Annotated in this window: 17 protein-coding genes; all 17 read right to left on the bottom strand. The window is 27.7% G+C overall.

What is annotated here, in order from left to right; all coding sequences use genetic code 11:
* Positions 1–2: 2 nt before the first annotated feature.
* A complete protein-coding gene (locus tag FVE77_RS03785) occupies positions 3–713 on the bottom strand; it encodes a hypothetical protein (protein ID WP_026746741.1) in 711 nt (236 codons plus the stop codon).
* Positions 706–828 (bottom strand): hypothetical protein, encoded by a 123-nt coding sequence (locus FVE77_RS12970; protein WP_269472245.1) that lies wholly within the window; start codon positions 826–828, stop codon positions 706–708. Before FVE77_RS12970 ends, FVE77_RS03785 begins: the two co-directional genes overlap by 8 nt.
* Positions 829–840: 12 nt before the next feature.
* On the bottom strand, positions 841–2385 hold the full coding sequence (locus FVE77_RS03780) for a hypothetical protein (protein ID WP_026746742.1): 1545 nt from the start codon (positions 2383–2385) through the stop codon (positions 841–843).
* Positions 2386–2411: 26 nt separating this feature from the next.
* Positions 2412–3326 (bottom strand): tetratricopeptide repeat protein, encoded by a 915-nt coding sequence (locus tag FVE77_RS03775; protein ID WP_026746743.1) that lies wholly within the window; start codon positions 3324–3326, stop codon positions 2412–2414.
* 26 nt (positions 3327–3352) lie between these two features.
* On the bottom strand, positions 3353–4720 hold the full coding sequence (locus tag FVE77_RS03770; protein WP_026746744.1) for a PAAR-like protein: 1368 nt from the start codon (positions 4718–4720) through the stop codon (positions 3353–3355).
* A gap of 26 nt (positions 4721–4746) precedes the next feature.
* Entirely contained in the window at positions 4747–5526 is a 780-nt protein-coding gene (locus FVE77_RS03765) for a hypothetical protein (protein WP_026746745.1), read from the bottom strand.
* Positions 5527–5538: 12 nt separating this feature from the next.
* Positions 5539–7209: a phage baseplate assembly protein V gene (locus tag FVE77_RS03760; protein ID WP_026746746.1), complete on the bottom strand. Its 1671-nt coding sequence runs from the start codon at positions 7207–7209 to the stop codon at positions 5539–5541.
* 49 nt (positions 7210–7258) lie between these two features.
* Positions 7259–8521: a hypothetical protein gene (locus FVE77_RS03755; protein ID WP_146967841.1), complete on the bottom strand. Its 1263-nt coding sequence runs from the start codon at positions 8519–8521 to the stop codon at positions 7259–7261.
* 9 nt (positions 8522–8530) lie between these two features.
* A complete protein-coding gene (locus FVE77_RS03750; protein ID WP_026746748.1) occupies positions 8531–9775 on the bottom strand; it encodes a hypothetical protein in 1245 nt (414 codons plus the stop codon).
* An 80-nt stretch (positions 9776–9855) separates the two neighbouring features.
* Complete coding sequence (locus tag FVE77_RS03745; RefSeq protein WP_146967838.1) at positions 9856–10419, bottom strand: hypothetical protein; 564 nt, start codon at positions 10417–10419, stop codon at positions 9856–9858.
* Positions 10420–10460: 41 nt separating this feature from the next.
* Positions 10461–11702 (bottom strand): toxin-antitoxin system YwqK family antitoxin, encoded by a 1242-nt coding sequence (locus tag FVE77_RS03740; protein WP_146967836.1) that lies wholly within the window; start codon positions 11700–11702, stop codon positions 10461–10463.
* 61 nt (positions 11703–11763) lie between these two features.
* Positions 11764–12354 (bottom strand): hypothetical protein, encoded by a 591-nt coding sequence (locus FVE77_RS03735; protein ID WP_026745128.1) that lies wholly within the window; start codon positions 12352–12354, stop codon positions 11764–11766.
* A gap of 1 nt (position 12355) precedes the next feature.
* Positions 12356–15271, bottom strand: a complete 2916-nt coding sequence (locus FVE77_RS03730) for a polymorphic toxin-type HINT domain-containing protein (RefSeq protein WP_146967834.1) — start codon at positions 15269–15271, stop codon at positions 12356–12358.
* Positions 15272–15274: 3 nt separating this feature from the next.
* On the bottom strand, positions 15275–15982 hold the full coding sequence (locus tag FVE77_RS03725; RefSeq protein WP_026747075.1) for a hypothetical protein: 708 nt from the start codon (positions 15980–15982) through the stop codon (positions 15275–15277).
* Positions 15975–17822, bottom strand: a complete 1848-nt coding sequence (locus tag FVE77_RS03720; protein ID WP_232052954.1) for a hypothetical protein — start codon at positions 17820–17822, stop codon at positions 15975–15977. Before FVE77_RS03720 ends, FVE77_RS03725 begins: the two co-directional genes overlap by 8 nt.
* A 67-nt stretch (positions 17823–17889) precedes the next feature.
* Positions 17890–19554, bottom strand: coding sequence for an AAA family ATPase (locus tag FVE77_RS03715; protein ID WP_146967829.1), 1665 nt, complete (start codon positions 19552–19554; stop codon positions 17890–17892).
* Between the two features lie 66 nt (positions 19555–19620).
* Positions 19621–22005 (bottom strand): PP2C family protein-serine/threonine phosphatase, encoded by a 2385-nt coding sequence (locus FVE77_RS03710; RefSeq protein WP_026747077.1) that lies wholly within the window; start codon positions 22003–22005, stop codon positions 19621–19623.
* Positions 22006–22095: the final 90 nt, after the last annotated feature.

Raw genomic sequence — 22095 nt, 5'->3', positions numbered from 1 at the left:
CTTTAAAAAATTGATGATGATTCAATTGTCATTGTTTCTTCTATTCCTATTACTCCAAAATGATGTTCCCAATAAACTTTTGTCCTTAATCCCATTGGTAAAAATAACTTTGAAAGCAGTCTAAATTTTTTCCTGTTTTTTTCATTTTTTTGGCTGTTAATATAAATAACAAGTTTATCCTCTGAAACCTTATTATTGTATATTATCGAATCAGGGTATATTTTCTTTATAATTTCCTCAAAAGCGTACATCCCGTTTGAATGTTTGTACATATCATTTATTGTGTTAGCAATATTTATTTTTTCTATCCTGTCAAACTCCTTTATCAAATTCTGTATCTCATCCCCATACTTTCCGTCTTCCAAGTCCTTAACTATCTTACGGTTTATTATAATCTTTTTATTCATCCCCTCATACAAATCAAGTTTTGCCAATATATGCACCATCACATTAAAAACTATCTTTCTAACTTCCTCATAATCCTTTTTTATATTTATATCAATAATATTTGATAAAATCTTATTAAATCTCAAAAATGGATTTATCTCAATTTCCATCTCCTCATCAAAATAATTTATATCTTTGTCATTTATCTCCATATATGGTGAAATTTGCTTTGACAACACATATTTTATCTTATTTATATCCTCTCCTTTCTGAAACATTTCATAAATGACATTCCATATATATTGATACTGTTTTTTATTATCCATTATATTCCATCTCCTTTACTTCCTCTAAAAATTTTCCCCTTATCTTTTCATTAAACTTTTTTTCAAATATTTTATAACTCAACCGCTTCCCATCTCTCCATTTCCATTCCTTCACGCTTTCTTATTTCTATTTATCTCCCCCTTTCATTCTTTTAAGAAAATATTTCTTCCTCAACTGCTGTGGCGTAAGTTTCTTTTCTTCTTCTGTTTCCACTTCTTTTTTCTCCACCTTTTCCACAACTTCCTCTTCAACATCAATTCCCAGCATTTCCCCAAAAATCTTTTTAACCTCGTATCCTTCAATTGTCTTGCCTTCTTCAAATTTTACACAATATCCATCATGTTCAACAGCCGATTTTATCACATTAAAAGTTCTCATTCTTTCAAATCCATCCAAAAATTTTATTTTTTCTAAAAACTCTTTTTTAGGAAATATTGAGTTATTATCTTTTTTTAAAAGAAAAAATAACCAATTATAAATATTATCATTATGATTTTCTGTCACTTTTCTCGGTAATTTTTTTTCTTCATTTTCAAATTCTAATTTTGAAGTTTCTTTCACTTTATCAACTTTATTTGTTTCCTCTGACAATCTTTTTAAATTACTGTATTCAAATAATTCACCCAAAGTATTCAAAATATCTTTTTCTGAAATATATATCCTATCTCTTTCCCCTTCCAGAAATTCCAAAAATCCTATCTTATTTGTTTCTATATACCATTTCAACGTCTTAAAAATTTTAGGTTTTTCTGAAAACGCTATCTCATCCACAAAATTTTCAAATTCCTGTCTATTAATTTTCTTTTTATGTTTCATCTTATCCAAATATTCAAATAATTCTCCAACAGCTTCATCATATGTTCTTCCATCGTTTTTTATATTTTCATCAAACTTTTTCAATTCTAATACTCTCTTAGAAGAAGTAATTATATTATAAAATTTGATTTCCTTATTTACCTCTATCTTTTCAATTTCTTCATTTAAATTTAAAATATAAAATCCTGATATTAAAAAATTAAATTCAAACATTTCATATATTGGAATAGATAAATATTCTCTAAACATACTTATAATCTCATTTCGCGAAACTTTATTTTCATTAATACTTTCGTTAAAATAAATTTTTTTTCTGTAATTTTCAATTTCTTCTACTTTATATTCAATAAAAGTAGGTATTTGCCATCCATCATAAATTTCAAATGTTTCTGATTCTTCTTTAGCAGGTTGATTATTTTTAATATCATCAAACTTAAATAAATAATAAAGTACACTTTCTTTTATCTCATATTCAAGATTTTCTAATTCTAATCCTTTTTTTAAAGTCTTTAATACGTGGTTAGTCTCTTTAATTTTTTGTGGAATTTTTTTAAAATATTCAAAAGTAGCATTATTTAATTCTTTTAATATATTTTTTTTATTTTCTATATTTATTATTTTATTTTTATATTCCACAATCATAGGATAAAAATATTTATTTTTTATTTCATTATAAATATATTTAGAAAAATCTACCGAACTGAATAGTTCGCTATTTAAATCATGATAATTTATTTCCCATTTATTGTCTGTAGATTTTTTTATTTCAAATTTTCCTTTTTCAGAATCAATTTTTGTTATTATATCGTTTTCTGATAAATATGTCTCTGAATAATATTTAAATTCTTTAATCATACTATTTATCCCTTTTCCTTTAAAGTTTACTTTTTCTTTATCTTTTCTAATCTTTTTTCAATTCTCTGCGCTTTCCTGTTTTCTCCTATTTCATTGTAAAATTTTAACAAATTATTTAAATGTTCCTCATTTTCCTCCAATTCTACCACCTTTAACAATAACTTCTCTACTTCTTTATCTTTTCCTACTGAAAAATATAAATTGGCTAAATTTTCCATAGGATTAGTATCTCTCTTATTCATTTCAATTGCCTTCAAAAAATATTCTTCTCCTTTTTCCAAATTATTTAATTTATAGTAATATAAATATCCCAAATTATTATATGCTGAATTATCAGCTCCATTTTCAATAGCTTTCAAGTAATATTTTTCTGCTTTTTTATAATCTTTTTTACGAACATAAGTATTAGCTAAATTGTACATTACATTGTCATCATTTCTATCTTTTAATATTTTAATAAATATCTCTTCAGCTTTATCATACTCTTCTTTACTACTATATATTCTTCCTAAACAATTCATTGCTTCATAATAATTCTCTTTCTGTGCTATTTTACACCATTTTTCTGCTTCCTCATATTCTTCTGTATTAATATATAGATTTCCTAAATCAATCATAGCTTCACTATCATTCATTGATGATAATTCCAGCAACATACTTTTATATTTCTCCTGATTTTTTTTATAATCTCGTTCATAATATGCTAGATAACGCTTAGCTTCCAAACTTCTATCAGCTATTTTTTCAAAATATATCTTGGATACTTCTGGAAACTCTTCATAATTTGCTTTTCCTTTTTCTAAAAAAATCTTAACTTGATTTTCTGTAAGTTTGTTAGATTTTTCTGAAACTTCTTTTTTTGCTATCTCTATTTTTTTATCAACTTCTGAAGAACAGCTTAATATAAGTATTGTCATAAAGAATATAAAAACTTTTTTCATTTCTCGCTTCCTTTCTAAAAATACCTTTATTTCATTTTTTTAGCATACGGCCTTTCCGAATATTCTATCATCCTAAGAACTCTAGCTTCATCTTCCATATAATCATTCCAATAGTTTATTCCCCAATTTTTAATGTAATTTATACCATCACTTCCTTTTTCTAATGCAGAATCTATTATATCTTTTTTAGATTTTTTTATGTTCTTGTTTGCCTGTTCCTTTTTTAATTTGTCTTCGGCTCTCTGAAATTGTCTTGCATTTTTTTCAGCGTTCCTTTTTGTTTTTTGTCTTTGTTCTGTTCCAGATTTTATTTGGACGTTTCTTTTTGGAGTTCCATCAGGCTTATTTTTTTCAATTGGCTCATTTGGAACTTTAGAATTCACTACTTTTTTAACTTTTTCTTTATCTACATTAAATTTTTCATTTACTATTTTTTTATTATTTCTTATATCAACAATATTTTTATGATAATCACCTATTTCTCGTGTTTTATCAGTCACATTAAGTATAAATTCTTTTAAATCTTCTCCATCTTCTTTTGAAACTATCCTATTTTTTACCATAATATCGGTTCCTCCACCAACAAACTCCTTGTATACATCTATTCCTGAAAATTTTTGAATAAGACTTCTTCCATCACCCAAAAAAAAATCTACTCCTTTTTTTACACTTCCAAAATTAAGAGCTATTTTACCCCCTTTAAATACATTAATTGCCATTTTAGTTCCTCCCGTAGCAATGCTTTTTACAAGATTGAATGTAAGGTAAATATCTAGAATCCTTTTTGTAGTAGGATTTATAAACATTAACCATTTACTTCTCACATCAGCTGTTTGAATATGCCCGCCTTGTCCATTATCTGTAAATTTAATATCCACTTCAGGACATATAGAACATTCTAGTATACTTCCTGTCAAAAGAGCATCTTCTCCTATAATTTTTATAGTTGAGGCATGTTTCCATCTTTTTTTAGCAACTGCCTTATTTATTTCACATAATCTTCCTGTTTTTTTACAATATAAATTATTTTCTGGAATAAAGTTTTCATCATTTATATCTCCTACCGTTCCAATAACATCTTCTTCCATAAGAGCAACATTTTTCTGAGTCGGATTGAAAGTAATCATTTTTTTACCTAAATTTTTTACAAAACCAAACATACCTTTATATTCTCCCATTGGACAAAAAAGATTAGCGTCATCACAAACTATGGCATTTACATGCTCAACAGGAATTGCGACATGTGTTTTATCCTGTAAATATCTATATTTTTCATATGAATTTATACCACAATAATATTCCTTTAATTCAATAAAATCAGGGAGTTCAGCTTTCATAGCCCTCATAGTATCTTTTCTAAATTTTTTTAAACGTTTGTCCGTATCTTTTTCCATTTTCATACTCCTTTTTTAATTATTTTCTAATTTTTAAAAATCGTTATTTCTTTCAATATTCTTTCTATGCCATTTATTTTTAAGGTAATATTATTATTGATTTTTTCTATTTTATTATTTATTTCTCCAAAAATAATTTTATAATTAAATGTCAATTGATATTCTTCAATCTTTATTCCATATATTTTTTCTAATTTTTCCAAAATAATAAAATTACCAAGTTTTAATGTATTTATCTTCCCAGTTATAAAAACTTTATTTCCATTAGTAGTAGAATCTAAAATTAATGGAATTGAAATTTCATTTATCAAAGTCTTTAAATAAAACTCCTTTTTTATAAGAATTTTATTTTTATCTATAAAATATGGAAATCGAAATAGAAGCATTATTATTTCCGTTTCATTTATAAAAGCAAATAATTTCTCTTCAATTTCAATAATTTTCTTATATTCCTTAATTTCATTTAATAATTTATGATTACCTATACAAGCATCTTCAATAATACTTAATCTATATAATATATTTTCAATATTCAATACTTTGCAATATCCAATTCTAGCATAAAAATATAAAACTAAAGTACTAAAAATTCGTGGTATTAAATTTTGAGGAAAACGAAGTTTTTCTTTATTGTATAAAATTTCTATTTCTTTTTCATATAATACAAACTCTAAACTGTCATCATAAATTTCTATTTCATCAAGAAAAATATTAGATGTGTATTCATAAATATTTGTTTTTAATTTTCCTGTAGTTTTTTCTTTAAAAATAAATCTATAACTATTATAATATAAAGTATTTTCCATAAAAAATCCTTTCTACTTATTAAGAAGTACATTTATACCACCATTTATTACAGAAAAGCCGTCTGAAGTTATTTCTGTATCTCCATTTGATATAATATTTGTTTTATTTTGTGCAACTTGAGATATATCAGAAGCAATTATCATTTTTTCTTTTTCTATAATTTCCAAATATTCATCAGAAATATTTACAATATTTTTTGCACTTTCAAAAATAGTATCTGCATTTTCGGATATGGTCTTCGATGTATGAGAAATTGAACTTTCTGCTATTGTTGAAAGTTTATCTTTCGCTAACATCATATTAAAGTCCGAATCTCCAACATGGTAATTCCTATTAGCCACATCAGTAAACCTACCATTCCCATCATTATTAACCGCACCCAGCACTATTGCCTGTGTTTCATTCCCGTTTGGAAAATAAAGTGCTACCCTATCATTTACTTCTGGTGCTGGTGTAAATCCTGTATTACTTTGACTATATGGAGTTATATAAGGAAAATAACTTTTCCCAGCATATTTATCCTCAAACGACTGCCCATTTTCTCCCAATTTTAGCAATCCTTCCGTTAAATTTAATGTCATTACGGCTATATCACTTGCTTTAACTCTTTCTTTTACATTTTCATTCTGATTATTTTCAGTCTGTTCTATATATTTATTAAGCGGTTTTGCTCCAATTGCTCTTCCCTCAAGATTATCCGAACTTCCATCATTTCTTCCATGATTACTCTTGCTTTCATCTGTTCTTGCAATATGTACTGTTCTCGCCTCTATTACGGCTCCTCTTATCTTTTCATGCGGTATTGGATCTACAAAGTAGTCTGTCTGTTTTCCAAGTGTGTATTCACATTTTAAGGTATTTCCTTCGTTATATATTCTGCTTTCTATAACGTAATAATCGTTTTCAGTTTCTTCTCCGCCTGCCCTGTTTCTAGTCTTTAATTTTATTGGGGTTGAAACAGGATATACTTCTGTTCCTGTTATTTTATACATTGTTCTTTTATTTTTCTTGCTTTTTCCATATTGGGAATATGTTGTATTCGGTGTCTGCACAGCCTGATTTTTCAAAAATCCAACTAGGACTTTATCATAATAAGGCATTACTGGCTGTCCTGTATATGAAGCCAGTCTTTTTAGATATTCCCAGTCTGTTTCATTATACTGGATTGTCATTCTTGGGACTTCTTTCATATCTTCTCCCACGCTTATTATTTTTTCTCCATTTGCCCCATAATTTTTATTAATTTCTTCAGCTATTGCCGAATAAGTTAATGAAGGATCCTGAAATGAACGGTATCTTGGTATCCTGTCAAGAATAATGCTTTTAGAAATACAGGTAATTTCCACTACTAAAGAGCCTGTCTTAATTTCAGAAAGTTTAATATCGTCAATTATTCCATTTAAAAATATTTTATCATTGGAATCCCCATTTTCATTGGAAATATTACTTCTTCCAGAAATAATAATTTTAATATCATCATCCTTGTCTATTGCGGCATCGTAAATATTTATCTGCTGTAAAGAAGCTATGTACTTTATTTTCCCAACAGTATGCTCCCCAATTCTTGAATCTATTTTTAAAGTCATATCCCTCCACAATATTTGCTGCCCATCAATTTCTATTTTTATTCTTTCTGCTGAAAAAAATTCTACTGGTTTCTGATTTTGCAAGATACTGTTCATTTCATATCACTCCTTTTTTATTCTTAATTATTACTTATTCTCAAAAAATTTAAGAAAACTTTACTATAATTTCATATTCTGGAAAGAAAAAGTTTATTACAGAACAGAAATAGTCTATCTTATCCTGTTTAAAAGTCATATTTTCAGGAAAATCTATCGTAATAACAAGCTTATCCTTTGAAAATGTTTTTGCGATTTCCCTTGATATTTCATCAACTACATATCCATATTTATTTTCAAAATAATCAAATTCTTTTAAATATCCATTTACTTCGACTCTTTTTAATTTTATTTCTCCTAAATATTCATAAGCATTTGCCAATCTATATATCTCCAGTTCACTTCTAATTCTATTTTTATATTTTTGTCTAATTCTGTTAAGCATATTTTTATTCATTTTATTTGATATTAATTCAAATTTCTGTTCATTGTACCTGTTTTCACTACGAATATTTTTTACTGTTAAAGTTGACCAGTTTTCTATATTTTTTAGTTTTGAATTTATTTCCACTATTCCATTTTCTTTAAAAATTATCTCGGTTATTGCTCCTTTGCTGTCTTTTGTATTTATAAACGTCTGTCCTTCTTGCAGTATCGTTGTCTGATGTACATACATTCCCTCATCTTCCCTCAGCAGATAAGTATTTGTCGTTATGTTATTCTCAAATACATTCCACATAAGGACATAATCCCTAAAATATTCATTTTCTATTTCAGGAAACTCATAATTTATCTCCCCAAGATTTATATTTTTCAATATCTTTTCATCAAGTTCTTTATTATCTTCCAGTTTTAAGATTACATTGTAAAATTTCGTATTATATGGCATTATAAATGGCTTCCAACGAATTTTATTTGTTTCATACATTTCATAAAGCTCTTTTTCCTTTTTTACATATTTATCTGTATTTTTTAATCTTACCTTAAATTTATATTCCTCATTATTTATTTTTACTGTCGCAGAATATAGTTTATTTTCTACATTTTTCAAATTTTTATTGTCTGATGTTATTAAAATTTCTTCCAATATATGCTCATCTTTTTCGACATTTTCAAGTTCCAGAGAAACTGGACTCATTTCATCGTCATATTCCGCTATTTCATCTTTATGAATAGGAATCGTGTATATCGGATATTCCTTTTTGTTGTCAAAATACTTTTCCACAACCTTTTCCACATCACTCATATCCAAATTTATTTTTTCCATAAAATAATTATAAAATTCGTTTATTTCTTCCCTCAAATAAACCCTGTCCTTTTCATCCACAAGTTTTACCAATGATTTTTCCAGCAATTCTTCTATCTTTTCCATAATTTTCAATTAGAACTCAGTAAATATGCAGTCGCAATCTACTAGATATTCTTCCAAAACTCCTTTCATAAAGCTAATTATATCCGAACTATATTTAGATTTTACATATTTCAATCTCAAATACAATCTTTTTCTTTTATTTTTCAATAAAAACTCATCCCTATTCTTAATTTGTAAATCATATGTTTCAATAATCTTGCTATTTTTATCAGAAAATCCCTCTATACTGTAATCATCAAATACTTCATATTGCTGTAATACATTATTCATTTCCGCTATGCTTCTTAATATTAAAACCATTTCAGTATTCTGATTATTTTGCCTATTATATTTTTTTATATTTCCATACAGTCTAACTTTTTTTGCAAAGTTAAAATCAATATTTTTTATAAAATAAAGTTTTAATCTTTCATACTTTATATTGCTTGTTATTATCTTTATAAACTCCCCATCTCTGTATAAAAATTCAAAATTTCTTGTACTTTTGTCCACAAGCACATTCTCATCTCTTTCTTCCAATATATGTTCATAATAAATCTGTTCCTCCGATGGACGCACCAATATTTCAGGGTATTCAGTTTCTTCATTTATATTCCAGCACAATATTTTTTCTATCATACTTTTCCTTATTTCTTCAGGAAAATCCACTTTTATATTTACTTTATCAAAATTCTCTATGTTATTTATACTCTCTGAAAAATCTTCTACTATTAGCGAAAATGCCTTATATGCAAAAGGACAATAAATATTTTCCCATTTTATATTATTTCTCTGTATAACTTCAGACATTTCCCTCAATTTTTTTATATACTTCTCCTCTTTAACCAACCTAAACCCAACCTTATATTTGTTTCCAAATTCATCTGTTGCTTCCCCATCTATTTTTTCCTCATCAATTTTCTTCAACTTTTCATAAGGCATATCAAGAAATACAGTCTTATACACCCTTTCTTCTTCAGTATTCTCGTCGAACAGTATTTTTGAAACCTTCTTATTTAAATCACTCAAAAACATCGGAGAAATCTCCCTTTCAAAAAGTCTCACTTCCTCCCTGTCCAGCAACACAGTTCCAATTTTATAATCTATAACTTCCCCATTTAGTGAATCCGCAACCCTCTCAATAAGTGAACTCACTCTTTCATGCTGCTCCTGCAGTAATTCAAAACTTGCATGATTTATTGCCACCTTCTCTTCATCCGACATATTTTCTAATGCCCGTGACTTCAGTAAATTCTCTAAACTTTTTTTATCCATTTTCTCTTCCTCTCACTTCATTTTTAGCAATTTATTTTTTAGACTTCTTTCATTTTTATTTTATCCTATTATTGATTTTTTTACTTTTCTTCTTTAGGCAATCCCATTATTTCCCTGAACTTCTTCAACGCTTCCTCCAACTCATATGTTTCTCCTGTATCAAATGTTATTGTGCTTATCCAATCCTTTGTATACGAATCTATAAACCTGTACACCCTTTCTTTTAAATCTGTATCAAAGTCTTTTATCCTTTCGATAAACCTGCTTACTGGAAATACACTGCCTTTGTACAAAGTTCTTTCTGTTCTTGAACCTAGCCAGTTTCGTGTTTCATCAAATTTTTTATCGGCTTCTTTTTTAGTAATCTGTTCTTGTGTTATCTTTGTTTCTTTAGGTTGTATCAAGATTTTTCTATCATCATCACTTATTTTATCCAAAACCATTTCTTCTTTTTTTTCAATATTATTTTTCTTTCTCTCAATTTCTACATATTTATTCAAATTTTCTTCAAAAAATTCCAGGACATGTTCATTTGTCCTCAATGAACCGTCATTAAATTTTACCATTTCTATTTTATTTTCTTTTAGATAATCTTTTATTCTTCTAAGCATTTCATCTTTATCTATTTGTCTTACTCTTTGCAATATATTCTCTAATTTTAATTTTTCAACATCTTTTCCCTGCTTTATTTTTGGTAAGTAATTAAAGATTTCAAAAAGTTTTTTTCTGCTTCTAAATCAAATTCTAGTTCTTCTTCACTAGAAAATCTTTTTCTGTATTTTTTAGAATAAATAATATTTCCATTTTCATCATATTCTATTTGTTCTAAAAGGTTTTTATTCAAAAATATATTTTTCCTTATTATATTTAATTTTTTATCAAAATGGTAAATAACTCTAAAAATATTTTTCCCGTTATATTTAAAAAACTCTTCTGAAAAAACTTTCTTTTCTTTATTATTATAATATCTTTTTTCATTTATTAATTTATTATTTTCATATAAACTTTCATAAACAAAATTTTCATTTTCTGGAAAAAAATATCTTTTTCCTTCAATTTTTCCATCTTTAAAAAATTTTTTTTCTCTTAATTTTCCATTTAAATAAAATTGTTTATATTCACCTTCTTCCTTATCATTTTTCATATTATAAATTTCATAAATAACTCCTGTTTCATCAATATTTTCTTGATTAGTTATTTCTTTTTCATCAAAATTAGTATAATAAATTTTGTAAATTCCATTTTTTTTATTATTTTTCATTTCATATTTTTCTTTTATTTTTCCCGTTTCTTCATTATACTCAAACCAATTTCCTTCCTCAAAATCATCTTTATAATTTCCAACTAATTTTAAATTACCATTTTCTAAGAACTCTTTCATCTCTCCATTCTTTTTACCATTAACAAAATTTAATTCATATTTTTTATTTCCGCTTTCCGAATAAATTATGCTTTTTCCTTCAATTTTATCATGAACATAGTTAGCTTTAGAATAAATATTTCCATTTTGATGATAACTTATCCATTTTCCTTCTTTTAAGCCATCTCTATAAAATCCTTCTAATTCAATTTCTCCTGTTTTGAAATATCTTTTATATTTTCCATAAAAAACGTCATTTTTATAATTCAATTCCAATTTTTTGATATTTTCTTTATAAAATTCTTCATACATCCCTTCTCTTTTTCCTAATATAAAATTTTCAATTATTTTTACTTGATTATTTTGATAATAAGTTTTCCACTGCCCATCTTTTAACCCTAATCTTATCATTCCTTCAGAATGTAGTTGCCCATTTTCATACTCTAATTCTAATTTCCCATTATATCTAATTTCATTATCATCAAATAAAACTAACTGTCCATCTATTTCTTTTATATTAAAAATTTCTCCTACTTTTTGATTATAATTCGCTCTTTTTATTTCCATTTTTTCCTTCTTTCAAGTAAGAGTACTGTAATTTAAATTTACAGTACCTTAATCAATAATTTTATTTTTCTTTTTTTGATAACACATCAATTAAATTTCTTACTTGTTCTTCACTAATTCTTTCTTTTGTGTCTTCATCTGGAATATAATATAATTTATCTATAAATTCATCAAAATTATCTGCTATTAGCTCCCAGTTGTATATTGTTTCCATCATATTTGATAAGTCTTCATCTTGAATTGCAGTCCATATTTTTGATGTAGTCTTATCAATAAATATGTAGTCACATAATCCTGAAAATGGTACTAAATTATCTGTTAAATAATAATCAGGTCTTCCTAATTTTTCATATTCCCCCGTTTCCTGATAATATTCATCCAATTCCATAAGAAAATTTAATTTAGATTCAACATTTTTATCTTTTAACCATAAACCATCAATATAATAATCTTCTTCAGGATTTTTATTTTCTCCTTTTCTACAATAAGTAGCGTCATTAAACTCAATAAAATTATAATCTTCTAATAAATATCTATATTTTTTAATTCCACATTTTTTAAAAAATTCTTCTGTGAAATATTTACTTTTTTCTGTTCTTTTTTCTATATACTTCTTACTTATTATAAAATTCAATTCTTTATTCATTTCCATTTTATTCTCCTCTTTTCATTCCATCTAATGCCTGTGGCCCTTTATGTGCCACACCACCTTTGTTAGCATTATGCCTTTTTGTTTCTTGCATTTCAAAAGTATAATCAAAATCTCTGTTGTCTCTTGCATGATGTATAACAATGCCTTCTTCTCTTAAATAATCAATAATATCATCTTTGTCACTTTGGGTTAATTTTAAATATATTTCATTTTTAGATTCAGCTAAATTAATACCGTCTTTTTCTATAATTTTTTTTGTATTTTCTCTTATATCTTCAGCGAATTTTCCAAAATCTCGATTATGATTTCTTGAAGCATAAGGAACTTTAATAGGATCTCCTATATGACCAGAAATTGTTGTATAACCATCATTCACATCCACCATACCTAAAGTTATATCTCCATTATCATCCCAACCATATAAATATTTTGTTCTATCATCTGATACTGCAAAAAATCCACCTTTATTATATTTTTTTGGATTATTTTCAGAATGTCTTTCTATCCATTCTTTTATTTCAGGAGAACCTTTCGGCTTATTATCTTTAAGTTCACGTCCAAGAGGTGTTAATTTCTCACCATCAAATAATTTATCTAGATTATTTTCATCAAAAAATTCTTTTTCATTATGAACTAAAATTCCATTTTCTCCAACAAAATAATTATGATTTCCTTCAACTTCAAAATTATAAACAAAAATTTCTTTTTCATAAAAAATTTCTCGTTTTTCCAATAATTTTATTTCTACATTATTTACTGTAAATAGTTTTGTATCCAATTTTATATCTTCTGCAATAATATATTTATTTTGTATATAAAATTTATGTTCCTTCGTTGTACTTATTTTTTCACCATTACTTAGAAATAATTCTATCGTACTATTTGTTTTATGCTTAAATAAATTAACTACTTGCTTTAACTCAATTTTATTTTTTTCTTCATCAAAAGAGTATACTTTGTCATAAAGTTCTATTTGAGAAATATTTTTGTTCTCTAAACCTAAAATTTTTGTTTCACTTGTAAAACATTTTTTTATGGCATTCATTTTATCTTCTAATGTAACTGTATTTCTATGTTTCCCTGTATTTTTTCTTTCCATCATTTCTTTGATAAAATCTCTTAACCATTCTTCAAATTCTTCATAACTTTTTGCTTCATTGTGAACTAATAACCCTAATTTTGTTACAAAATAATTATGATTGTCTTCAATATAAAGATTATAAACTTCTTTTTCAAAAAAAGTTTCATCTTTAATATCAATTATTTTTGTTCCTTTAAAATTATCATTTAAAATAATATCTCCTATTTTTAATTGACCAGCTTCTATAAAACCTACATTTAACTTATAATATTTATGATCAATTGTAGAATTTACTTTAACATTATTTTTAAACTTCAAAGTTCTAATTGTTTCTGTATAGTTTTTTAAAGTATATAAAACTTTTTTATACTCAAATTTCTTGTTTTTCAAATTCAGAGTATAAACTTTATCTCCTATCTGAATCTCTTCTATTTTTTTATATCCATTTTCTGTTTTCACTAATGTTCCAGCAATAAAACAACCATTTTTAGTTAATTTACACAACAGGTACTGTAGAAAATATTCAATTTTTTTCATTTTGGCAACTATCATTTTAGCAGGAATCAAAGTTGCTATTGCTTGTATTAATCTCGCTTTAGTTGCAGCCTTTAATTCTCTAGCTGCCTTCACACCTTTTATACCAGCCCTTGTCCCATCAGCAATGGCATCTAATAGTTTACTTTGTCCTCTATTAGCATCCGCAAATTTGTCTAATTTTTGCAGTAAATCTTTTATTTTATTCAATAATTTAGGTGATTTCTTTATAAGATCTCCCAAACTTCCCAAAAGTCCTAAAAAAGAATAAACCTGTCCCCAAAAATCATCTTCAGTTAAGTTAATAGCAAGATCTCTAGCATCCATAATTACTGCTATTTCAGGAACACTTCCTAATCCTATTTCAATCCCAGAACCTACAAAGGTACTATTTTTAGCACCTTCTCCCAATACAATTTGTTTATAGGTATCTCTAAGCCACTTATCTGTTTCTGGAGATAATCTCCTATCAGTGCCGACATACATTTGATCTACATAATTGTCCACACTTTCTTCTGCAAACGAAAGCATCTGTTCTTTAATGCTTTCTTTGGGAACACCCTGTTTTAACAACTCTTGAACTTTGTTTCCTAATGCTTCTGAAATTGCTACAGTTCCTCGTATTCCCATTCCAGAACTTTCTAATAAAAGTCCTCCTGTTGATTTTAATAAAGATCCAAAAGTTTCAAGATTAGGATTTTCCATAAATTTATCAAAATTTTGTAAAATTTCATTCCCTTTTTGCCCCTGAAAATCAAACAACTCTTTTAAATGTCCTAATTCTTTTCCTATTTCATCACGCATTGCTTTCCAAAACTCTGGATTTTTTATACAATCCCATAGCATTTTTATTAATTCTGCTGGATTTGGTGTTTTTTCACTTTCCTGCATTGCATCTTCCCGAGCTTTTTTCCCATCAAACTGATTTTGATTATGTTCCGAAATTTTTATCATTTCATCACTATGGTATGGGCATCTAAAGAAGCTCGCTCCATTTAATGTTTTAAAATTTCCAACTGTTACATTGTCATTTACTTCTTCCCATTTTATTTTTTGTCCAAAACATAGTTGGCATTTCCCTCCTTTCTCACAATTTCCAAATACAGTTCCATCTTCTCCAATTGTAATATTTTCTCCTACTGTATTATCCCCTTCAGTAGCAATTTTCATTCCTTGAATTGTAACATTCTTATTATTTGTTACATTTAATGGTTGCCCAAATTCACCTCTCTCACACCATATATGAATCTGATTTCCTATATATGCTTGTGGCATTGTTATTTCTTCATTTTTTTTAGACATTTTCTATTCCTTTTCTATATTTAAGTGTATTTCTCTTTCAAATTTTTCTTCTTCTCCACTTCTTAATTCTAGTTTTGCAGACTGAAGTACATTATTTAAATAAATTTTTACCCCCTTACCTTCTACAAAATAATTAGGTATTTTTTCATTATTGATATAATATTTTAATAACTTTTTATTCAAGGATTCTTTTTCTAAACTATAAATAAAATTTTCTTGAGAATTTTCTTTTTTCATTTCAATTAATATTTCAAAATTTTCTACTGGCTTAACTCCATAGAAATTTCTATTTTTTCTTTTTTCTAAATTCCCACAAAATAAAAAATCTATAAAATCTATTTCAAATATTGAATCTAAAAAATCTTCTACTTTTTCTAATTTTTGATCTAAAAATTCTATTATTTCCTCTAGTTTCGGACGTTTTATTTCAAGTAATATCAATTTACTTCTTATTTTAATTTTTAAATCTTCATAATTATTAACTCCTACCACTCTATCAAATTCATCTAACTTAAAACTTATTTTATCAATCATATTTAGAAAATTAAGTTCTTTAAAAAATGAAAACATAGAATTTTCTTTTATTTTATAGATTTCTAAATCTATTCTATTTTCATATTTCTTAATACCTATACTATATACATAATCTAATGTATAAGTTTTATTTTTATAAAATATTATATTCTTACCACTTATTCTATATTTATCCATTTATCTTCACATCACTTCCAACAACAGTAACCAACGCACCTGCACTACCAAATGTCCCTTCATCTGTAGGTTCAGCTGTCAAAGTATCTCCTCTTATAGTTGTTGTTACTGATTTTTTACCTGCACTAAACCCTACATTAGTACTATTACTTCCCGATATTTCTGCATCTTGCGAAGAAATAACTGTTGCATATGTATTTGCACTCATCTTTGCCATACCGTTGCTTGCTGTTATCACTACATTCTGATCTGCTGTCTCACTTATATTCTGTTTTGCATTTATATCAATTGAAGCGGCTGAAGATGTAATTCCAACATTTTTTACTCCAGTAATCCCAACTGTTCCAGAAGAATTAAGACTAATAATACTCCCAACACTAACAATAAACTTCTCACTATCCAAAGTAAAATTATACATCGGTTTCCCTTCATTCGCAGGTGTTCCTCCTCTAGCCGCCTGACTTGGCCCTAATGTAAAGTTCCTTTTATCAGGATTAGTAAATCTCCCATTACCATTATTATTTACCGCTCCCATTACCAAAGCATGCGTTTCATTTTCACTTGGAAAATAAAGTGCTACTCTGTCATTTGCTTCTGGTGCTGGTGTAAATCCTGTGTTTGTTTGGCTATATGGTGTTACATATGGAAAATAGCTTTTTCCTGCGTATTTATCTGCTTCACTTTGCACTGCTCCTCCCAGTTTTCTCAGCCCTTCTGTTAAATCAACTGTCATAACTGCAATATCGCTTGCTTTTACTTCCTGACTTCTATTATTGTTTTTTTCCTGTTCTTCGGCAACATAGATATTCACAGGCTTTATTCCCATAGTTCTGCCCTCAAGGTTATCCGAACTTCCGTCAGTCCTTCCATGCTCACTCTTGCTCTCATCTGTTCTTGCAATATGTACTGTTCTTGCCTCTATTACTGCTCCTCTTATCTTTTCGTGTGGTATCGGATCTACAAAGTAATCTGTCTGCTTTCCAAGTATGTATTCACATTTTAACGTATTTCCTTCGTTATAAATTTTATTTTCAAGGACATAGTAATCATTTTCAACTTCTTCTCCTGATACTCTGTTTCTAGTCTTTAATTTTATTGGTGTTGCCACTGGATATACTTCTGTCCCTGTTATTTTAAAATATGTTCTCTCTTCTTTTGTTCTTTTCCCAAATTGAGAATACTTTAAGTTTGGTATCTGTGCTGGCATATTCTTGAAAAATCCTACAAATACCTTGTCTGAGTATGCCATTACTGGCTGTCCTGTATATGAGGCTATTCTTTTCAAATATCCCCAGTCTGTTTCGTTATACTGAATTGTCATTCTTGGTACTGCCTGCATATCTTCACCAACATTTACAATTTTTCCATCATTTGTACCATAATTTCCATTTATTTCCTCCGCTATCGCTGAATAAGTTAATGTTGGATCTTGAAACGAACGGTATCTCGGTATTCTATCCAAAAGAACACTTTTTGAAATTGCAGTAATTTCCACTGTCAAAGCTCCTGCTGTTGTTTCGTTTATTTGCAACTCATTTATTACTCCATTTAGAAATATTTTTTCTGTTGAATTTCCAGTATTATCAGCAATATTACTTCTTCCTAGTATTTTTATCTCCTTATCCCCTTTCCTGTCTATCAAGGCATCGTATAAACTTAACTGGTTTGCTGAACCAATATACTTTATTTTCCCAATCGTATGTTTCCCTATCCTCGAATCAATTTCCAGTTTCATATCTCTCCAAAGTATCTGCTGTCCATCAATTTCTATTTTTATTCTTTCTGCTGAAAAAAATTCCACTGGTTTTTGGTTATTTAAATTATCATTCATTTCAATCATTTATCTCCTTTTACACTTTTCTATTTTCAAAATTATTATTTTTAAAATATCAATCAACTTCACACTTTCATTTACTAACAACCTTCACACTTTTACCATAAAACGCTATCCCTATCTTCAAAATATTCTTTATTCCTCTAGCCTTCAACCTTGTATCATACTTTTTCTCATCTATTTGCTTCAAAGCCTCTTCTGCCTTTGCTCTCATTCCTTTTTCAGTTTTTGAAATTTTAAATTCCATAAGATAAGCTTTTTCATTGCTTTTTACTGGTATCATTGCCAAATCGTACCTTCCATATCCACTTTCATTATTTGAAATAATTTCATACCTTCCCATTAGAAAGCCGACAAGCCCTATCATAAACACCTGATAAATTTTCTCCATTTCACTATCCAGATCAAAATGGCTTAACATATTTATCATTATTTCACCTAATGTTTTCTCAAATTTTTTAATGTCTCCATTTTCAAGTACTTTTATTAAAGTGTTTGTTTTCACTTCTGTTCCAAAAAACCTGTTAAGAAACAGGCTTCCAAAATAGCTTCTTATTTCCCTGTTTGGTATTTTCAAATTATAAATATTCGTGTATTCTGACATTACATCAATTTCCATCTGTTCCTCAGCTTTTGTCAAATACCCGCTGTATAAAAACAACTGCCAAATTTCATCATTACTGCTCAAAAGGCTTTTTATTGTAGTTCCATCCGAAATATATTTTTCAACACTTTCCCCATCAGTAAATTTCTTTAAATCAGCATAAACACTTTCTCCAGCGTTATCAAGCATATTTTCTAAAAGTGTATTTCCAGAAACATTTGCCCAGTATGATTTTATTTCTTTTTCTCTTAAATAATTGACAATAGACCATGGATTGTATACTTGCTCATTTCCAAAAAGATACCCGTTGTACCAGCTTCTTACTTCTTCAATTTTATATTTCATATTAAAGTAATCAAGCATTTCAATTACTTCGCTTTCCAAAAGCCCAAAGTATTCTGCATAATTTTTACTGAGTACAGTATTCACATAAAGATTGTTTAATCCTGAAAAAATTCCTTCCTTTATAATCCTTGTTATTCCCGTAAGAATGCCATATTTCAATGAATCATTTGTCTTTAATGCAGAACTGTAAAATACTTGAAAAAATTCTATTGCTTCATTGTAATAGCCTTTATCGAAAGCATTTATTATTGGTGAATCATATTCATCTATCAAAGCTATTGCTTTTTTCCCATAATATTCACAAAGAAAATCAGACAAAAGTTCCAGTGAAGTATTGAGATCAATATCATTTTTTCTATTTTTAATGGAATTATATATCTCTTTATCATCTTCATCCATCTTCTCTGTAATATATTGAAATTCACGATAAAGTTTTGAAATTACTTTTTTTATTTCTAAACGACACATTTCCCAAGTATCCGCTTTCAAATCCTTTAACGAAATAAATATTACAGGATATTTCCCTTGTTCACTCATATATTTACTATTAGATATTTTTAAATTTTCAAAAAGTTTTCTGTTTTCTTCTTTGTTCTCAACATCAAAAAAATATTTAAGCATTGACATATTAAGCGTTTTTCCAAATCTTCTTGGTCTTGTAAAAAGTGTTACAGGAGTTCTATTTTCAATCATTTTTTCTATTAATAATGATTTATCCACATAATAATATCCATCTTTTATTATTCTTTCAAAGTTTTCCACCCCTACTGGAACTGCCTTTTTATTCATAAAACCACTTCCTCAAATTTTTTAAATCAAACAACTTTTATATTTTAAATCCTCTTAAAGCTGTATTTATTTCCAGAACTGCCACCATTTTTTCCCAGCTTTTGAAGTTGCTTTTTTTAGTTTTTTTTCTACTTCTTTTTGAATTTCATTTGATTCATTAGTTAATTTCATATTATCTGCTGCCAGCTGATATTTTTTCTGGCTTTCTTGCCAATTTTTCTTCTTGTATTCATCGTCTCCCTGCTCTTCATATAAATATCCTTCTGTTCTAGTGATTTTTTGCCCTAAATAGTCTATTTTATTAGTCTGATCATCAAAATCTCCTGCTGATTTTAATTCTTCAAAGATTTTTTTAGATTCATTATATTTAGCTATACTTTCTGTATATCTTTTTAAGGTAAACATCTGATCGGCCTGCATTTCTAAATTCGTAGCATTTTCTATACTTTGTGCAATTTTCTCTCTTCTTTGTTTTTCAAGTTCAATTTCCCGCTGCCTAGCCGCAATTTCTGCTTCTTTTGCCGCTATTGCCTGTTGTTCCTTAATTTGTTGCTGTTTTAATTCCTCTGCATTTCTTGTTTCTAATTCTTTCATCTCAGTTTCTTTTTGTTTTAATTCAGCGTCTTTCTTACTTTCAAACTTAATAAATTCCTGAGCTTGTGAAATAAATTTATTTACATTGTTTACATTATTGCTATCTCCCAACCCTTGATAAATATTCTTGGCTTTTGTAAGCAATGTTATTGCTTCAGAGGGATTATTTGCAGTTATTTGATTTAATCCTTCTTGAACCATATTATTTGCTGTTTGAAGGCTTGACATCTGTCTTGCATTTAATTCATTTATCTTATTGTCTATTTCCTGTGCCTTGGCAGTATCTCCTAGACTTTGATACATTTGTCTTGCCTGATAATACGACTGTCTTGATTTATTCGTATCTGTTGGGGATAATAAGTCAGCCTGGTTTTCAGTCAGCATTGCCCCATTATATTCTGTTTTTGCCTTGTCATCTATTTCAGCTATTTTTCTTTCAATATTTGCAACATAGTCTGCACGTCCATTTACTAGATAAAGTTCTGAAGCAGTTTTATAATTTTCTTTTGCCAAATTATAGTTTCCTGCTGAAAAAGCCTGGTTTCCCGCTGTTTCAATTGCTAAAGCTTCTTTTAATTTACTAGATGAATCTATTCTTGCATTTAATGTTGTTAAAACTTCATCTGTATTAAGTTCATCCTTTTTGTAAGTATTTTCTTCCAAAACATATTTTGCCTCTTGGTATTTTCTTGACGCTTCGTCATAATTTCCTGAATTAAATAGCTGATTTGCCTCATTTATGTCCTGAAATGCCTTTTGCAATTTTGAAGTCTGAGATATTTTAGTGTTTACAGCACTTATTCTTTTTTCAGCGTCAGCTCTTTTACCATTAGCTCCCGTAAAAAATCCTATTATTCCTCTAGATTTCGGTTTCAATTTTTCAAGTTCCGCTTTTTCCAGCTTAAAACTTTCTATCGCATTATTAAAATCTTTTTTGACAATATCATCGTTTGCCTGTTCTTCGTATACTGCCGCTCTTTTTATAATATTATTCCTTTTACTTATATTCCAAAATGTCAAGGACAATATTATTACTAGAACTGCTAAAGATATTAATCCAACTTTTATCCAAAATTTCTTCTTATCCTTTTCAACAGGTTCAGGTGATGCCACTTTTTCCACATTTACTAGTGCAAAAGTATAGTTTTCTACACTTTCTCTTGTTGTTGCCATAACTTTATGTTCCAATGATCTTAATAAGCTATCTTTGTTTGGGTATCTTGAAATTTCAACTTCCATTTCCCTTTCATCAATATTTTCCCAAAATCCTATTGTTGTTAAACATAGCATATCATTTTCCTGAAGTGTTACAGGATTTTTTATAATATTTGGCTTTATCTTTCCAAAATCTCCTATTGCCTGAAGCAAATCATTTCTTTGTCTATGATACTTCATATCATTCATATCAAGTGCATTTTCATCCACAAGAAGCTGAGCTATTGTGTCATCTCTACTTTGAGAAATCACATAACCACCTCTCAAATGATAAAGCCTTGTATTCCCAACATTTCCGTATAAAAATGAATTATAATTACTTATTACAACTAAAAGGGAAGTGTGCATTAATGAATATTTTTCAGTTTCCTCCTGTTTTTCCTTTACTTTTAAATTTGCATATTCCATTATTTCCTTAATTACTTCTGGATTAAAGCGTGGACGTAACATAAAATATTCTATTGCAGAACTTACCGCTAATTTTGCAGCCACATCAGCTCCAGCTTCTTCATCGTATCCATCAGCCACTACCCATATCGCATAATTATCCAGCTGAGTATATCCAAAATAATCATTATTTTTCCCCTTAGTCCCAGCTTCACTAAAAAATTTCGTTTCAAACTTTGCTTCTTCTTTTCTCATTAAGCTCTCCTACTAATATTATCTAAAAAAACAATATTAAAACTAAATTTTACATTTTTAAATTCTAATATTGTTTTCCTCATTTATTTA

The sequence above is a fragment of the Leptotrichia hofstadii genome (assembly GCF_007990525.1).
Taxonomy (GTDB): Bacteria; Fusobacteriota; Fusobacteriia; order Fusobacteriales; family Leptotrichiaceae; genus Leptotrichia; species Leptotrichia hofstadii.
This window is presented reverse-complemented; position numbering and strand designations above follow the sequence as displayed.

Bases quoted from the DNA above. Each gene is read 5' to 3' on its own strand.
- FVE77_RS03755 (WP_146967841.1), bottom strand. From the start codon at position 8,521: ATGGAAAAGATAGAAGAATTGCTGGAAAAATCATTGGTAAAACTTGTG.
- FVE77_RS03760 (WP_026746746.1), bottom strand. From the start codon at position 7,209: ATGAACAGTATCTTGCAAAATCAGAAACCAGTAGAATTTTTTTCAGCA.
- FVE77_RS03715 (WP_146967829.1), bottom strand. From the start codon at position 19,554: ATGAATAAAAAGGCAGTTCCAGTAGGGGTGGAAAACTTTGAAAGAATA.
- FVE77_RS03740 (WP_146967836.1), bottom strand. From the start codon at position 11,702: ATGGAAATAAAAAGAGCGAATTATAATCAAAAAGTAGGAGAAATTTTT.
- FVE77_RS03765 (WP_026746745.1), bottom strand. From the start codon at position 5,526: ATGGAAAATACTTTATATTATAATAGTTATAGATTTATTTTTAAAGAA.
- FVE77_RS03770 (WP_026746744.1), bottom strand. From the start codon at position 4,720: ATGGAAAAAGATACGGACAAACGTTTAAAAAAATTTAGAAAAGATACT.
- FVE77_RS03780 (WP_026746742.1), bottom strand. From the start codon at position 2,385: ATGATTAAAGAATTTAAATATTATTCAGAGACATATTTATCAGAAAAC.
- FVE77_RS03720 (WP_232052954.1), bottom strand. From the start codon at position 17,822: ATGATTGAAATGAATGATAATTTAAATAACCAAAAACCAGTGGAATTT.
- FVE77_RS03725 (WP_026747075.1), bottom strand. From the start codon at position 15,982: ATGGATAAATATAGAATAAGTGGTAAGAATATAATATTTTATAAAAAT.
- FVE77_RS03735 (WP_026745128.1), bottom strand. From the start codon at position 12,354: ATGGAAATGAATAAAGAATTGAATTTTATAATAAGTAAGAAGTATATA.
- FVE77_RS03775 (WP_026746743.1), bottom strand. From the start codon at position 3,326: ATGAAAAAAGTTTTTATATTCTTTATGACAATACTTATATTAAGCTGT.
- FVE77_RS03730 (WP_146967834.1), bottom strand. From the start codon at position 15,271: ATGTCTAAAAAAAATGAAGAAATAACAATGCCACAAGCATATATAGGA.
- FVE77_RS03710 (WP_026747077.1), bottom strand. From the start codon at position 22,005: ATGAGAAAAGAAGAAGCAAAGTTTGAAACGAAATTTTTTAGTGAAGCT.
- FVE77_RS03750 (WP_026746748.1), bottom strand. From the start codon at position 9,775: ATGGATAAAAAAAGTTTAGAGAATTTACTGAAGTCACGGGCATTAGAA.
- FVE77_RS03785 (WP_026746741.1), bottom strand. From the start codon at position 713: ATGGATAATAAAAAACAGTATCAATATATATGGAATGTCATTTATGAA.